Consider the following 14,914-nt stretch of genomic DNA (forward strand, 5'->3'; position numbering starts at 1 on the left):
AGTCCCAATGCAATGGCCCTTCGGCAACCACAAGCACCGATGCAGCTTGATTACGCGCCACCTATATCACGGCGACACCTGGACACCGCAGAAATCCAGCGACCAGTAACCGGCCCGGGACATGCCCATAGAATCCGAAGCCACCTCATGAAAACACCCTTTAAGCAAGCACATCTGCTTCAGACTGAAGTAAATCCGCAAGCAAACCCCGTCAATTTGGCTCAAACGTCTGGAAAAAAACTCCCGGACCAGCCGTATGACAGATGTGACCGATATCGCGAATTGAGGCGGTGTTACTGGCGAAGATACTGCAAAGCTACGGTAACGATACTTGTTTACCTGCCAGACGGCGACCTAGGATTGGCCCATCGCATCGCACACCACAGCCGCAGAAAATCGCGTTCATTATGGAGAGCTAAATGGCTGACTCACTCCCCGCAGACATCATCCAGGCCATCGCCATATCGAATGCGAAATCCATCGGCGAGCAGCCGGCGGTGTTGGCCAATCTCGCGCTTGCCCAACAGATCTTCAATCAGAACATGCAGCAGCAGATCTCGCTCAGTCAGCAGCAGGCGATGAATCAGGTGCAGATGGCCGCCGCAGCCAGATGTGTCGCCATGATCGAGCGCGCTGACGATTGCAAGAATCAGACAACCATCGACCAGATGGTCAAGGACATTGAAAGGCTCATCAAGGATATGGGTGCCATACAGACGGTACGCGACGCTGTTCAATAAGAGTCAGCCAGCGCGCGAGTGCATCCATCACGCATGCAGCTCATCCGGGACAATCGATCCTGCGATGAAGGCATCCTCCCCAAACCGGGGCTGCGGTAGGCAAGCCGCTTCCACCCTCGTCCATTCCCTGCTAGGAGAATCACCATGCCTTTACCCGATGAAGTCGTGAGCGCCGTCGCAATCGGTAACCTGAAAGCGATCTCGGAACAGCCCGCAATGCTGTCCAACCTGGCCTATTCCAATACCGTAGCCAACACCAATCTGTCCCAGCAGAACGCAGTGGCCAACCAGCAGGCAATGAACGAGCTTGGCATCTCCATCGTAGCCAAGGCGTCCAACACCATCAGCAACCTGGGACCGCTGGAAGCGCGCTCGGCAGTGGACATTCTCACCAATGACGAACTCGCACAGACCATCGCCGATATGAAGGCCACGCTGCAGGCGTTCGGCGCACGCTCGTAAGGGCTGGTTTGGTCATAGAACGGAGCACGGACCATGCTAGAAGAAGAGGTAGTGAGCGCAGTGGCAATCGGCAACTTGAAGGCGATCTCTGAACAGCCTGCAATGCTGTCCAATCTCGCCTATTCAAACGTACTGGCCAGCAACAACCTCGGGCAGCAGAATGCCGTTTCCAATCAGCAGGCTGTCACCGAACTTGGCATACCTGTCGTTGCCAAGGCCACCAACAGCATCAGCAACATCGGCCCACTCGAAGCCCGCTCTGCAGTTGACATCCTGACTTCAAACGAGCTCTCGCAGACCATTGCCGATCTGAAAGCGACAATCGCCGCGTTCAGTAAGTCAAACGGAGGGAAGCTGCCTTCCGGTTGGTGGCAGAAGTTGATGGCGTTGCTGGAAATGAAACTGAGTGTCGACCCGCAAGGACGGCTGGTCATTCCACCGCCGGTACCTGCGATTTTCATCCCCGGAAGCTTTGCCAAGGAAGACATCCAGATCAACCTCGATAGTGGTGGCGTCACCATCAAGGTCTCTTCATCGAGACGATGAAAGCGTAGTGGCAAGGGTGGCGGCACTTGCACGTGTCTCCACCCCCTCTTCGGGTGAAAAATCATGCAGATCGATATCACAGTAACCGACAAAACGTCCCAATCAGATCCGATCATCTCCTCACTCGCATTGACCGGATTGGCTGCATCGCAACAAGCTTCCCTGTTCTCCAATCTGGCCTATTCCAATCAGGTCGCCAGCAACAACCTGGCAGCGAAAGCCCAGTTGTCCCATCAGGACGCGTCGAATCGACTGCGCCAGTCCATCCTGGCAAATGCAGTCAGGAGCATGCAAAGCACCAATCCGTCTACCGCCAGATCCGCCGTCGCGTTATTGACCTCCAATGCAGTAGCAGAGAACATCGCCGACCTCAACGCGGCAGTGGCACGTGCGCAAGCTCCACGGGAAGTGGCGGTGCAAGCATGAGCAACGATCCGGCCGTTATCGGCACTCCCATGGAGCAGCACAACATCCAGGTACTGGCGTTGCTGGAAAGCCGCTTGATCAGCGGCATGCAAGCGGCACTGCAGTCCTGCGAGTACTACGTGATCCGGCACCAAGAAACCGGCGTCATCGCCACCACCGCCTCGACCACGGTCGGCAATGCGCAGGAGGTAGTGTTCGGCCCCGGCACATTTCCTGCATGCAACGCGTATATCAATTCGGCAATCGTCACCCAGCTGGCTCATACCAGCCCGAAGTTCCACACGCACCAACCGCCCACGACAGCATCGCCATCAGAAGGAGCACTCACATGAGCCAAAAGGAATCCATCGAGCAACTTGGGCAGACCGTGACCGAGATCGCGGATTCGATGACCAAGGTCGCCACCAACGTCGCACTGCTGGGCGTTGATGGAAATGCAGACGAACAGATGCGCATCATCACCGAGGAAAACAACAAGGTCTTGAACCGTATTCGCCAGCTCTACAACCTGCCGCCAGTGCCGGAGAAATAGCGTGGCCGCGAACGGTTCGATCGTGACAGCTCCGCTCGCGGCTGCCGCTGCGCTGAATGCCGCCGCGATCCCGAGCGCGCAGGCAGCCTATGCACTGATGACCCAAGTGCTGCAGGACGAACCATCGCCGTTGATCTTTGGCTCTCTGGCCTTGAGCGCAGGTGCGATCGTGCTTGGACTGCAGGCGTACGAGGCAACCAACGCAGCAGCTGTCGAGGTCGGGCTCGCACATGGAGCGATCGAACAGTAGGAGTCGGCCATTGCCGGCACAGGTGCTGGTGGTGGCTTTCCCGACCGCATACAAGCAGTACCCGCAATCGCAGCCAGCGGACACGCACTGTTTTTTTCTTGTCCAGGCAAACGCCACGCAGGTCCGGATTGCCTCTTACGACACCCGATGGTTGTCGCTCGAGGATCCGTCACCGATCGCGACGGGCCTGACCAAGATCAACTACCGGGCAACCGACAATACATTGGCGCGCCGCCAAGTAACGGTTCCGATCCAGGTGAATGGAACGCCCTACGAAGTGGAATTCGTGCAACAGGCCGGGGAGTTGCTGCAGATCCAGATGGTCCAGGTATTGAACTGCCCATTGAATCTGGAATGCCTGATTGCCGTTATTTTTATCGCGAACCTGATCAAGAAGATTCCACTGCTTCCGATCAAGTTACTGGTCGCCTTGATCGCAGCGCTGGCGCTTGCGGCGCTGGGCGTGATCATTGCCCTGATTAGACACAGCTTCGTCGACGTGCCGGAACCAAGGCCTTTGTCTACTGACACCAATGGAATTCCCATTGTGCTGCTCCCCGGCATGTCATTGTCGCATGGGCTTCCACTCCAGGCCATGCGTGCGGAAAGCCAGACCATCGCATTGCAGACCATCAAGGAAATTTACTGGTTGGTCAAACATGTTTCCGACGCCTGAAAACCGATTCGGTCATCGCACCGTCAACAGCGCGATGACCTACCACCGCCTCCCACAAGGGGAGTTCTTACTGCATTCCGGAGCACACACCATGGAACTCAATGAAATCCTCATGCAGCAATCGACATGGACCTGGAACGTCATGGCAGGATCGGCGCATCTGGGGGAGATGATTCGCGAAGATGCGCTGACCTCGGTCAACCTCACCACGATCAATCAGCTTGCCCGCGAAAACAACATCCCGCTGCAGACAGTCAGTTTCCAGGGCGCTCATCTAGAGCGGGAGTATGGCGCCGACTGGATGTGGCGCTATCGCGAAGGCAATGCGTGCCTGATCCAGGCCAAACGCCTGGATGTGGTGCGCCGTCTCGACCTGATGTCGTATACCTTCGACATGCAGCAGATGGCGGAACTGATCGACTGCGCCAACATCCTCGGTACCACCCACAACATCGATGCGATCCCCTACTACGTGCTCTACAACTCGATGATCCCTGGCATGGAAACGCGGGAAAAGTTCATCGGCTGTACCTGCGTCAATGCCTACCTGCTGTTTTCCTATATCGAAGGCAGCGGTCTGCGTACCGGGCAGAAGGAAAAGACCATCTCGTTTCAATCCTTGATGACAAGGAAAGAGCTGAACATCGGGCCCTGGCTCGGCATGTTTCCCTGATAACACCCCACCGACCGCTTACCACTGCACCGGCCGCTGGGCGGGCGCAGCCGGCACCATGGAGGCTCGTGCCTCTCCTCTGCGCGCCCTGGCAACGGCAAGCTGTACGTTGCGCCCGCTCCAGCTCGGGCGGGGCCGCGCGCAGTGCCGGTAGTGCGCGCATCAATTGAGCTTCGCGCCGCCCTGCAAGCGTTCGCTCAACCTGGCCTTGAACTGCTCGAACTCCATGCCACCGGCCTGGGCCTCCGCATGCGCGGCATCCTTGAGCGCGTCCGAATAGGTCAGGCGCACGGGAGTGCCCTGGCGCTCGTGCAGTTCGGCGGCGCGCATGATCAGCGTCAACACCTGCGCGGCGCTGGTGCTCTCGCCAGCGATGCGGCCGTCCATGCCCAGCACCCATTCGCCGTCGCGGCGGACGATGCCGGCCAGCAGCGTGCGTTGCTGGTCGCGCAGTTCGGCATGCGCCTCGATCGGCGATTCGGCCGGGGCCTTGGCGGCGGCCTGGTTGCGCTGGCGCTCGGCGGCACGCTTGCGGGCATCGCGGCGCAACTTGGAATCGGTGGACATGCGGGCTCCTGTATAAGGTCAAAGATGGTCGGCCGGCTCCAGCGGCACTGCCTCGGTGGCCTGGCGGTGCCGCAGACGGCGGCCGCTGCGGCGCTCCCAGCGCCAGAATAGCCAGCCCAGCAGGAAAAAACCGGTCATACCGATCGCCAGATGCCGCGGGTGTTCACTCAGCAGCGGCGACAGCACCCCGGCCACCACCGTATTGGTCATGAGCTGGGTAAAGGCCTGCAGCGACGAGGCCAGGCCGCGCTGCTGCGGGTACATGTCGAGCACCGCCAGCGCCAGGATCGGGAAGATCAACGCCATGCCGACACCGGCCAGGAAGATCGGCAGCACCGCCCACGGCAGCGCGATCTGCGCCGCCGCCAGGGTGTAGCCCAGGTTGGCCAGCGCCGCCACGCCGCAGCAGATGAAGCCGATGCGGATCTGCCGCACCGGGTTCATCTGGCCGGCCATGCGCCCGGACAAAAACGAACCCAGCGTCATTCCGCCGATGGTGGGAATGAACAACCAGGCAAAGTCGCCTTCGCCCAGATGCAGGTGCTGCATGATCAACACCGGCGCGGAGGCGATGTACAGGAAGATGCCGGCGAAATTGAACGCACCGGCCGCCGCCAGGCGCTGGAAGCGCGGGTTGAAGCCGATCCGTACGTAGTCGTGCAGCAAGCGCTTGAGCTGCAGCGGCGTGCGCGCCTCCACCGGGTGGGTCTCCGGCAGCCAGGTCATCGTCGCGATCAGCAGCACCAGTCCAAACACCACCAGAAACCAGAAAATCAGCGGCCAGCCAGCGCCGCTGAGCAGGATCCAGCCGCCGATGATCGGCGCGATCGCCGGCGCGATGCCGAAGATCATCGAGACCTGGCTCATCAGCCGCTGCGCATCCGGGCCATGGAACAGGTCGCGGATCACTGCCCGCCCGACGATCATCCCCACGCCGGCCGACAGGCCTTGCAGCGCGCGGAATGCCAGCAGCGTAGGCAGATCCTGCGACAGGGCGCAGCCGATCGAGCCGGCGATGAACAGCACCAGCCCGCCCAGGATCACCCGCTTGCGGCCCCAGGCATCTGACAGCGGCCCGTGCGCGATGCTCATCACCCCGTAGGCCAGCAGGTAGATGCTGATGGTCTGCTGGATCGCCACCTGGTCCACCGCCAGGCTGCGGCTGAGCCGCGAGAACGCCGGGAAGATGGTGTCGATGGAAAACGGACCGAACATCGCCAGCCCGGCGAGCAGCAGCGCCATGCGACGGGTGGAAGGCGTGGTGGGGGTCATGCAGGGATCCGAAACGTGGTGCATCGGGGGACGCACGCCGGCGCTGGCCTGGGGCCAGTGTCGGGATGGGCACAAGGGCGTCGATGATAGGCGCTCGCCGTTGCAAGGTTAAGCGAACGCAAGTGCGGCAGCCTGCGCAGGCCTGGCCCGCTGGATGCGCCGGCGGCATGCACCCACGCTATAATCGCCCCGGCAACACGGTGGGAGAAGCGGCACTGCCGCTGCCGAAGGCGCAACAGCCCGTAATCGCTCAGGCCCGATACCATCCGCAGTACAACTCTGGAGAGACCGGCCGATGCCGGCGCCGAAGGGGCACGGAACGCAGGCAGGCCCAGCGCCATGCCGCATTCTTAAACTCTCAGGCAAAAGGACAGAGGGGCGCGAGGAAGACTGTCGCTGCGACAGGAGGTGATGCGCTGCGCGCGTCACCCCGGTTCGGTGGCTGTCGACCATTCGTCTGCCCCCTGCCCCGGATGCCCGCCATGTCCCAGACCACGTCTTCCCTGCGCGACCTCGAACACCACAGTGCGTTCGTCGAACGCCATATCGGCCCCAACGACGTAGAAATCGCACAGATGCTGGGCGTGGTCGGCCACGCCTCGCTGGATGCGCTGACCGACGCCATCGTGCCCGGCAACATCAAGTCGCCTGAGGCGCTGGCGCTGCCCGAGGCGATCACCGAAGAAGAGGCGCTGGCCAAGATCCGCGCCATCGCCAGCAAGAACCAGGTGCAGCGGACGTTTATCGGCCAGGGCTACTACGGCACGCATACGCCCAAGGTGATTCTGCGCAACATCCTGGAAAACCCGGCGTGGTACACCGCGTATACGCCGTACCAGGCGGAAATTTCGCAGGGCCGCATGGAAGCGCTGATCAACTTCCAGACCCTGTGCGCCGACCTCACCGGCATGCAGATCGCCAACGCCTCGCTGCTGGACGAAGCCACTGCCGCGGCCGAAGCGATGACGCTGGCCAAGCGCTCGGCCAAGTCGAAGTCGGAGACCTTCTTCGTGCACGACGCGGTGCACCCGCAAACGCTGGAACTGCTGCGCACCCGCGCCGAGCCGCTGGGCATCGTGCTGCGCGTCGGCACGCCGGAGGAAGCGCTGCAGGCCGAGTGCTTCGGCGTGCTGCTGCAGTACCCGGACAGCTTCGGACACATCGGCGATCACGCCGCGCTGGCCGATGCGGTGCACGCGCAAGGCGGGCTGGTCGCGGTCGCGACCGACCTGCTGGCGCTGACCCTGATCGCCGCACCCGGCGAATGGGGCGCGGACATCGTGGTCGGCAATTCGCAGCGCTTCGGCGTGCCGTTCGGTTTCGGCGGCCCGCATGCGGCCTTCATGGCCTGCCGCGATGCCTACAAGCGCTCGATGCCGGGCCGGCTGATCGGCGTGTCGATCGATGCCGCCGGCAACCCGGCCTATCGCCTCACCCTGCAGACGCGCGAACAACATATCCGCCGCGAGAAGGCCACCTCCAACATCTGCACCGCGCAGGTGCTGCTGGCGGTGATGGCCTCGATGTACGCGGTCTACCACGGCCCCGGGGGCCTGACCCGCATCGCGCGGCGTACCCATCGTCTTGCCGCGATCCTAGCCGCCGCGCTACGCGGCGCCGGCGTCACTGTGGGCGAGCGTTTCTTCGACACCTTGCACGTCAAGGCGGTCGATGCCGATGCCATCCACGCCAAAGCACGTGCGGCCGGCATCAACCTGCGCGCGATCGACAGCGAAGCGGTCGGCATCAGCCTGGATGAAACCAGCACGCGCGCCGACGTGGTCGCACTGGCCGCGCTGTTCGGCGCGCAGGCGGATGTGGACGCGCTCGATGCCGCCACCGCCGACGCATTGCCGCAAGGCCTGCTGCGCAGCAGCGCGTTCCTGACCCATCCGGTGTTCAACACCCACCACAGCGAACACGAACTGCTGCGCTACATGCGCTCGCTGGCCGACAAGGACCTGGCGATGGATCGCACCATGATCCCGCTGGGAAGCTGCACGATGAAGCTCAACGCCACTGCCGAAATGATCCCGGTGACCTGGCCGGAATTCGGCGCGATCCATCCGCTGGCGCCGGCCGAGCAGTCGGCCGGTTACGCGCAGTTGATCGACGAGCTGGAAGCGATGCTGGTCGAATGCACCGGCTACGACGCGGTGAGCCTGCAGCCCAACTCCGGCGCGCAGGGCGAATACGCCGGCCTGCTGGCGATCCGCGCCTATCACCGCTCGCGCGGTGAGGCGCACCGCGATATCTGCCTGATTCCCGAATCGGCGCACGGCACCAATCCGGCCTCGGCGCAGATGTGCGGCATGACCGTGGTCGTGACCAAGTGCGATGCCAACGGCAACGTGGACGTGGACGACATCCGCGCCAAGGCAGAGAAGTACTCAGAGCGTCTGGCCGCGTTGATGATCACCTACCCGTCCACGCACGGCGTGTTCGAAGAGGACGTGGTGGCGATCTGCGAAGCCGTGCATGCGCATGGCGGCCAGGTCTACACCGACGGCGCCAACATGAATGCCCTGGTCGGCGTGGCCAAGCCCGGCAAGTGGGGCTCGGACGTGTCGCATCTGAACCTGCACAAGACCTTCTGCATTCCGCATGGCGGCGGTGGCCCGGGCGTGGGCCCGTGCGCGGTGAAGTCGCACCTGGCGCCGTTTTTACCGCGCACGCTGGGCGGCGAAGGCGACGTCGGCATGGTCAGCGCGGCCAGCTACGGCTCGGCCTCGATCCTGCCGATCAGCTGGATGTACGTGACCATGATGGGCAGCGCCGGCCTGCGCAAGGCGACCCAGGTGGCCCTGCTCAACGCCAACTACATCGCCAAGCGCCTGGCGCCGCACTACAAGACGCTGTACACCGGCCGCAACGGCCTGGTGGCGCACGAGTGCATCCTCGACATCCGCCCGCTGGAGAAGACCAGCGGCATCGGCGCCGAAGATGTCGCCAAGCGCCTGATCGACTTCGGTTTCCACGCACCGACGTTGAGCTTCCCGGTCGCCGGCACCTTGATGGTGGAACCGACCGAAAGCGAATCGCAGCACGAGCTGGACCGCTTCATCGACGCGATGATCCAGATCCGCGAGGAAATCCGCGCCATCGAAGACGGCCGTCTGGACCGCGACGACAACCCGCTCAAGCACGCCCCGCATACCGCCACGCAGGTGTCGGCCAGCGAGTGGACCCACGCCTACCCGCGCGAACTGGCCGCCTTCCCGCTGCCCAGCCTGAAGCAGCAGAAGTACTGGCCGCCGGTGGCACGCGTGGACAACGTCTACGGCGACAAGAACGTGATGTGCGCCTGCATCCCGGTGGATGCGTACAAGGAAGACGCCGAGGCCTGACTGACAGACCAGAGACGGTCACCATCGAACCCGGCTGGTGAGACAGCCGGGTTTTTTGTTGCGTCATGCGATGCGAGCCACAGTCGCGAGAGGGCGACATCGACGGCCACCGAACGCCGGTGGCAGCACCACCACCGAACGCGCTGCAGCGACATGCTGGCAGCGACACGGTCGCTACCAGAACCGCCGCTGCAGCGGCCAGCATGTATCGACATCGCATTTGCAGAGGGTGTGCGCCTGCACTGGCTTGTTTCAGAGCCATCGCAGAACGCGGCTCCCAACGCATGCCGCGCACGCACGGCGCGTGCGTTTGCCTCGCCTACACGTGCGATGGGCATGATGGCCAACGCCCTCCCCACATGGCAGATCCCTGCACATGCCTGCACTGAAACATCTCGGCACCTTGCTGTTGGCAACCGGCCTGCTGATCGGCTGCGCACCGCGCCGCCCCGGCGAAGTGCCGGCACTGGTGCATGCGCCCGATGCGCGTGCCGAGCTGGTGCGCACCGATGCGGGCGTGGTGCGCGGTGCGGCCAGCGCACAAGGCAAGGCATTTCTGGGCGTGCCGTTCGCCGCGCCGCCGGTGGGCGCGTTGCGCTTTCGCGCGCCGCAGCCGGCAACGGCCTGGAAGGATGTACGCGAGGCAACACAAGCCGGACCAGCCTGCCTGTCGCGCTATCGCTTCGGGCAAAAGAACCTCTCCGAAGACTGCCTCACCTTGAACATCTACGCCCCGCCCGGCCCGGCGCCGGCACATCCGCGCGCAGTGATGGTGTGGATCTACGGCGGCGCGCTGGAGCTGGGCAGCAATGTCGACTACGACCTGAGTGCACTGGCGGCGCGGCAGGACGTCATCGTGGTGGCGCCCAACTACCGGCTGGGGGTCTTCGGATTCTTCGCGCATCCGGGTCTGCGCGAAGAAGGCGAAGGGGCATATGCATTGCTCGATCAACAGGCCGCATTGCGCTGGGTGCAACGCAATATCGCCGCCTTCGGAGGCGACCCGCACAACGTCACCGTCTTCGGTGAATCCGCCGGCGCATGGAGCATCTGTTACCAGCTCGCCTCGCCGGGCGCGCGCGGCCTGTTTCAGCGCGCGATCCTGCAGAGCGGCAGCTGCCTGGCCGCCGATTCGAGCGTGGCACGCCAGCAGGCCGAAAGCGGCGGCACCCGCATGGCGCACGCGCTGGGATGCACAGATGACACAGATGCTGCAGCCTGCCTGCGCGGGCTTCCTGCCGACGCATTGGCCGATGCAACACCGCAACGCCGCGGCCTGACCGGCAGCGACGCCTGGGCGCCGATGGCAGGCGGCGATGTGCTGCCGCTGGCGCCCGCCGAGGCGATTGCCGGTGCGCAGCATGTGCAGGTCCCGGTACTGCTCGGCAACAACCGCGATGAGGGGCGTCTGTTCGCCCAACTGCTGTCCTACATCGGCAAGCTGACGCTGCGCAGCGGCTATGAGGCGCGCATCCAGCGCATGTATGCGGCACCGGCGCCGATCATGGCGCACTATGCGGATGTCGCGGCGCAATCGCGCTGGGAGGCCTTTGCCGACATCGTCACCGACGGCGGCTTCGCCTGCCCCACGCGGCGCCTCGGGCAAGCGTTGCGCACGCATGTGGCGGTGTATGCGTATGAGTTCGACGACCCACAGGCGCCATACGGCCTGTGGCGCCTGCCGTTCTCGCGCCCATTGGGCGCGTATCACGCCTCCGAGCTGGTGTACCTGTTCCAGCGCCCCTGGGTGCTCAGTGGCGACCCGCAGTTCAGTGCCGCGCAACAGGCGTTTTCCAACACGTTCCAGGACTATTGGGGTGCGTTCGCCCGCACTGGCGATCCCAACGGTGGCGGACGACCGCTGTGGCCGCGCCTGGAGGGCGACATGCCGTTGACACTGTCCCCGCGCAGGATCGGCACCACACCCGACTTCGTACAGCGGCACCGCTGCGCGTTCTGGGATGCACATGCACAGGCTGCTGCACTCCCGCTACCGTCGCGTATGCAACAGCATCAGCCGGACCTCACAGGCGATGGTCAACGATGAGGGTCTCGTCGCCGCAGCGAAATGCGTCGGCGACGCAGATGCGGGTGTCGCAGTGTCGGCGTCGCTCAGTTGCCTGCAACCAACGTTACGGGAGTGTTCCATGTCCACATCCATCTCATCCCCCTGCCCCGAGGTGCTGCTGCGCACCGGGCGTCGTGTCCCTGCACTTGGCCTGGGCTCGTGGAATCTGGGCCAGGGCCGGCATCCGCCACAACAGGAGATCGAGGCGTTGCGGACCGGCCAGCAGCTTGGCATGCGCTTGATCGACACCGCCGAGATGTACGGCAACGGCCGTTCCGAGCAGTTGATCGGCCAGGCCATCGACAGCGCACAGGCACCGTATCTGGTGTCCAAGGTGCTGCCGGGCAATGCGAGCGCGCGCGGCATCGCACGCGCCTGCGAAGCCAGCCTGCAGCGGCTTGGCGTACGTACGCTGGATCTGTACCTGCTGCACTGGCGCGGCGGCAGCGATCTTGCCGAGGTGGTCGCGGCGTTTGAAGCCTTGCGCGACGCCGGCAAGATCCGCGATTGGGGCGTGTCGAATTTCGATGTGGACGATATGCAGGATCTGTGGCGCATCGATGGCGGACAGCGCTGCCTGGTCAATCAAGTGCTGTATCACGCCGGCAGCCGCGGGATCGAATTCGATCTGCTGCCGTGGTGCGCCGACCATGAGGTGACGGTCATGGCGTACTCGCCGCTGGGTAGCCGCGCCTTGCTCGGTCATCCGGTGCTGCATGCCATCGGCGCACGACGTGGCGTGGCAGCCACCGCAGTGGCATTGGCGTGGGCGATCCGCAGCGGCCAGGTGATCGCCATCCCCGAATCGGGCACGCCCGCGCATGTGCGTGAAAACGCCGCGGCGTGCACCTTGCAGCTGGATGCGCAGGATCTTGCCGCCCTGGATAGCGCGTTCCCGCCACCCACGCGCAAACAGCCGCTGGATCTGTTGTAGATCCGCACGCTGGGTCGTGCATCGCGTGGATGTGGCGGCGTTCGCATCACGCACGTGGCCCGCCTGGCACTGCACAACGCGCGGTCGCGCACGCTTGGCCATGCATAGCGTGCGCGTGTGAGTGTTTGCTCGCATGTAGACACATCCGTTTAACAGCGCCACTCCCAGGCTCGGTTGGATAGCCCGCATCCTCAAGCCCGCCAACGTGGAGTCCCCCATGGCCAGATCCCCAAGCAAATCCGCACAGGTTCCTTCTGTCGGTAGTTCCGCCAACGCGCACGAGTTGCGCGGCACCGGCGACGAACTGCATCAGAAAGCCGGCGGCTCGCATCCGCAGTTGACCACCAACCAGGGCATTCCGGTTGGCGACAACCAGAATTCGCTGCGCGCCACACCACGCGGGCCGACGTTGCTGGAAGACTTCATCCTGCGCGAGAAGATCACCCACTTCGATCACGAGCGCATTCCCGAGCGCATCGTGCATGCACGCGGCAGCGCGGCGCACGGCTATTTCGAGCTGACCAAGTCGCTGAGCCAGTACACCACCGCCAAGATCTTTACCGAGGTTGGCGAAAAGACGCCGTTGTTCACGCGTTTTTCCACCGTTGCCGGTGGCGCCGGCTCGGTGGACACGCCGCGCGACGTGCGCGGGTTCGCGGTCAAGTTCTATACCAAGGAAGGCAACTGGGATCTGGTGGGCAACAACATCCCGGTGTTCTTCATCCAGGATTCGATGAAGTTCCCGGACCTGATCCATGCAGTGAAGATGGAACCGGACCGCGGCTTCCCGCAGGCAGCCAGCGCGCATGACACGTTCTGGGATTTCATCTCGCTCACCCCCGAATCGATGCACATGATCATGTGGGCGATGAGCGACCGCACCATCCCGCGCTCGCTGCGCATGATCGAAGGCTTTGGCATCCACAGCTTCCGCTTCCTCAACGAAGCCGGCGAGAGCACCTTCGTCAAGTTCCATTGGCGCCCCAAGCTGGGCCTGCAGTCGACCATCTGGGACGAAGCAGTGAAGCTGGCCGGCGCCGATCCCGACTTTCAGCGACGCGATCTGTTCGAGTCGATTCAAAACGGCGACTTCCCGGAGTGGGAACTTGGCGTACAGCTGTTCACCGAGGCCGAAGCCGAGGCATTCCCGTTCGACCATCTGGATTCGACCAAGGTCATTCCCGAGGAACTGGTGCCGCTGCAGATCGTCGGCCGCATGGTGCTGGACCGCTGGCCGGACAACTTCTTTGCCGAGACCGAGCAGGTGGCCTATTGCCCGGCCAACATCGTTCCCGGCATCGATTTCAGCAACGACCCCCTGCTGCAGGGCCGTTTGTTCTCGTACCTGGATACGCAGCTGAGCCGTCTGGGCGGGCCGAATTTCCATCAGATCCCGATCAATGCACCCAAGTGTCCGTTCGCCAACAACCAGCGCGATGGGCATATGCAGATGGGTGTACCGAAGGGACGCGTTGCCTACGAGCCGAGTTCGCTGCAGGCCGATGCGCCGCGTGAGGCGCTGCGTGGATTCCCCAGCCATGCCACGCCTGCGGAAGATGGCGCGAAGGGCCGCGTGCGCGCAGAGAGTTTTGCCGACCACTACAGCCAGGCACGGCTGTTCTATCGCAGCCAGACGGCACCGGAGCAGGCGCATATGGCGTCGGCGCTGGTGTTTGAACTGTCCAAGGTCGAAACCGCGCACGTGCGCGAAGCCATCGTGGGTCATCTGCGTCATGTCGACCCCGCATTGGCACAGCGCGTGGCCGACGGCATGGGGATGACCAAGCTGCCGCCCGCACCTCCTGCAGCGGTTGCGCCCACCGACATGCCGCTGTCGCCTGCGCTGCAATTGATCGGCAAGATGAAAGACACCTTGCAGGGGCGCACCGTGGGCATCCTGATCCACGACGGATCGGATGCCGCGGCGATCAAGGCCGTGCGCAAGGCCGCCGAAGCAGCCGGCGCAACGGTGAAGATCGTCGCACCCAAACTCGGCGGCGCCAAACTCAGCGATGGCAAGCAGCTGGCCGCCGATGGCCAGTTGGCCGGCACACCGTCGATCGTGTTCGATGCGGTGGCCGTGTTGCTGTCGTCGGAAGCGGCAAAACTGCTGACCAACGAATCTGCGGCATTGGATTTCGTCAGCAATGCCTGGGCGCATTTGAAGGCGATTGCCTTCGACGATGGCGCGCAGCTGCTGCTCAAGGCAGGCAATGTCGGCAAGGATGCCGGTATCGTCCCGGCTGCAGACACCAAGGCCTTCATCGCCGCAGCCAAGACCCGCCAATGGGCACGCGAACCGAAGGTGCGCATATTGGCGTAATCGCATCCACATAGGCTGCACAGGCTTGGGCGCGAACGACTCTACGTCGTCCGCGCCCAAGTCGTTTATGCGGGCAGCAATTCATCCTCAACGGAACA

The 14,914-nt window shown here is 63.4% G+C and carries 15 protein-coding genes and 1 riboswitch; of the genes, 13 read left to right on the forward strand and 2 right to left on the reverse strand.

What is annotated here, in order from left to right:
* Positions 1–419: 419 nt before the first annotated feature.
* The 9 genes from FHY19_RS11215 (at position 420) to FHY19_RS11255 (ending at position 4,305) form a co-directional block, all read left to right on the forward strand.
* On the forward strand, positions 420–740 hold the full coding sequence (locus FHY19_RS11215) for an FAD-binding monooxygenase (RefSeq protein ID WP_259166119.1): 321 nt from the start codon (positions 420–422) through the stop codon (positions 738–740).
* Between the two features lie 144 nt (positions 741–884).
* Entirely contained in the window at positions 885–1,202 is a 318-nt protein-coding gene (locus FHY19_RS11220) for a R body protein (protein ID WP_259166120.1), read from the forward strand.
* A gap of 33 nt (positions 1,203–1,235) precedes the next feature.
* Positions 1,236–1,748, forward strand: coding sequence for a hypothetical protein (locus FHY19_RS11225; RefSeq protein ID WP_259166121.1), 513 nt, complete (start codon positions 1,236–1,238; stop codon positions 1,746–1,748).
* A gap of 63 nt (positions 1,749–1,811) precedes the next feature.
* Positions 1,812–2,174 carry a hypothetical protein gene (locus FHY19_RS11230; protein WP_259166122.1) on the forward strand — a complete coding sequence of 121 codons (363 nt, stop codon included), beginning with the start codon at positions 1,812–1,814 and terminating at the stop codon, positions 2,172–2,174.
* The gene (locus tag FHY19_RS11235) at positions 2,171–2,506 is read left to right on the forward strand and encodes a hypothetical protein (RefSeq protein WP_259166123.1); all 336 of its coding nucleotides are present in this window, start codon (positions 2,171–2,173) and stop codon (positions 2,504–2,506) included. Before FHY19_RS11230 ends, FHY19_RS11235 begins: the two co-directional genes overlap by 4 nt.
* Positions 2,503–2,706 carry a Ras family protein gene (locus FHY19_RS11240; protein ID WP_259166124.1) on the forward strand — a complete coding sequence of 68 codons (204 nt, stop codon included), beginning with the start codon at positions 2,503–2,505 and terminating at the stop codon, positions 2,704–2,706. Before FHY19_RS11235 ends, FHY19_RS11240 begins: the two co-directional genes overlap by 4 nt.
* Position 2,707: 1 nt before the next feature.
* Entirely contained in the window at positions 2,708–2,956 is a 249-nt protein-coding gene (locus tag FHY19_RS11245; protein ID WP_259166125.1) for a hypothetical protein, read from the forward strand.
* A 10-nt stretch (positions 2,957–2,966) separates the two neighbouring features.
* Positions 2,967–3,632, forward strand: coding sequence for a hypothetical protein (locus FHY19_RS11250; RefSeq protein WP_259166126.1), 666 nt, complete (start codon positions 2,967–2,969; stop codon positions 3,630–3,632).
* 91 nt (positions 3,633–3,723) lie between these two features.
* Positions 3,724–4,305: a hypothetical protein gene (locus FHY19_RS11255; protein WP_259166371.1), complete on the forward strand. Its 582-nt coding sequence runs from the start codon at positions 3,724–3,726 to the stop codon at positions 4,303–4,305.
* 162 nt (positions 4,306–4,467) lie between these two features.
* Here FHY19_RS11255 and FHY19_RS11260 read toward each other — a convergent pair whose 3' ends face one another.
* The gene (locus FHY19_RS11260) at positions 4,468–4,872 is read right to left on the reverse strand and encodes a hypothetical protein (RefSeq protein ID WP_259166127.1); all 405 of its coding nucleotides are present in this window, start codon (positions 4,870–4,872) and stop codon (positions 4,468–4,470) included.
* An 18-nt stretch (positions 4,873–4,890) separates the two neighbouring features.
* Positions 4,891–6,144, reverse strand: coding sequence for a multidrug effflux MFS transporter (locus tag FHY19_RS11265; protein ID WP_259166129.1), 1,254 nt, complete (start codon positions 6,142–6,144; stop codon positions 4,891–4,893).
* A 269-nt stretch (positions 6,145–6,413) separates the two neighbouring features.
* Positions 6,414–6,528, forward strand: a riboswitch (glycine riboswitch).
* A gap of 89 nt (positions 6,529–6,617) precedes the next feature.
* On the opposite strand from FHY19_RS11265, the gene gcvP reads away from it, so the two are divergent.
* The 4 genes from gcvP (at position 6,618) to FHY19_RS11285 (ending at position 14,816) form a co-directional block, all read left to right on the forward strand.
* On the forward strand, positions 6,618–9,491 hold the full coding sequence (gcvP, locus tag FHY19_RS11270) for an aminomethyl-transferring glycine dehydrogenase (protein ID WP_259166130.1): 2,874 nt from the start codon (positions 6,618–6,620) through the stop codon (positions 9,489–9,491).
* Positions 9,492–9,867: 376 nt separating this feature from the next.
* A complete protein-coding gene (locus FHY19_RS11275) occupies positions 9,868–11,538 on the forward strand; it encodes a carboxylesterase/lipase family protein (protein WP_259166132.1) in 1,671 nt (556 codons plus the stop codon).
* Between the two features lie 100 nt (positions 11,539–11,638).
* A complete protein-coding gene (locus FHY19_RS11280; RefSeq protein WP_259166133.1) occupies positions 11,639–12,493 on the forward strand; it encodes an aldo/keto reductase in 855 nt (284 codons plus the stop codon).
* Positions 12,494–12,710: 217 nt separating this feature from the next.
* A complete protein-coding gene (locus FHY19_RS11285; protein WP_259166134.1) occupies positions 12,711–14,816 on the forward strand; it encodes a catalase in 2,106 nt (701 codons plus the stop codon).
* The last annotated feature ends 98 nt before the right edge of the window (positions 14,817–14,914 follow it).

Source organism: Xanthomonas sp. 4461, assembly GCF_024806475.1.
Taxonomy (GTDB): domain Bacteria; phylum Pseudomonadota; class Gammaproteobacteria; order Xanthomonadales; family Xanthomonadaceae; genus Xanthomonas; species Xanthomonas arboricola_F.

Excerpts from the sequence above, each read along its gene's own strand:
- FHY19_RS11225 (WP_259166121.1), top strand. The coding sequence starts at position 1,236 with ATGCTAGAAGAAGAGGTAGTGAGCGCAGTGGCAATCGGCAACTTGAAG.
- FHY19_RS11235 (WP_259166123.1), top strand. The coding sequence starts at position 2,171 with ATGAGCAACGATCCGGCCGTTATCGGCACTCCCATGGAGCAGCACAAC.
- FHY19_RS11265 (WP_259166129.1), bottom strand. The coding sequence starts at position 6,144 with ATGACCCCCACCACGCCTTCCACCCGTCGCATGGCGCTGCTGCTCGCC.
- FHY19_RS11275 (WP_259166132.1), top strand. The coding sequence starts at position 9,868 with ATGCCTGCACTGAAACATCTCGGCACCTTGCTGTTGGCAACCGGCCTG.
- FHY19_RS11230 (WP_259166122.1), top strand. The coding sequence starts at position 1,812 with ATGCAGATCGATATCACAGTAACCGACAAAACGTCCCAATCAGATCCG.
- FHY19_RS11220 (WP_259166120.1), top strand. The coding sequence starts at position 885 with ATGCCTTTACCCGATGAAGTCGTGAGCGCCGTCGCAATCGGTAACCTG.
- FHY19_RS11285 (WP_259166134.1), top strand. The coding sequence starts at position 12,711 with ATGGCCAGATCCCCAAGCAAATCCGCACAGGTTCCTTCTGTCGGTAGT.
- FHY19_RS11215 (WP_259166119.1), top strand. The coding sequence starts at position 420 with ATGGCTGACTCACTCCCCGCAGACATCATCCAGGCCATCGCCATATCG.
- FHY19_RS11280 (WP_259166133.1), top strand. The coding sequence starts at position 11,639 with ATGTCCACATCCATCTCATCCCCCTGCCCCGAGGTGCTGCTGCGCACC.
- FHY19_RS11240 (WP_259166124.1), top strand. The coding sequence starts at position 2,503 with ATGAGCCAAAAGGAATCCATCGAGCAACTTGGGCAGACCGTGACCGAG.
- FHY19_RS11260 (WP_259166127.1), bottom strand. The coding sequence starts at position 4,872 with ATGTCCACCGATTCCAAGTTGCGCCGCGATGCCCGCAAGCGTGCCGCC.
- gcvP (WP_259166130.1), top strand. The coding sequence starts at position 6,618 with ATGCCCGCCATGTCCCAGACCACGTCTTCCCTGCGCGACCTCGAACAC.
- FHY19_RS11255 (WP_259166371.1), top strand. The coding sequence starts at position 3,724 with ATGGAACTCAATGAAATCCTCATGCAGCAATCGACATGGACCTGGAAC.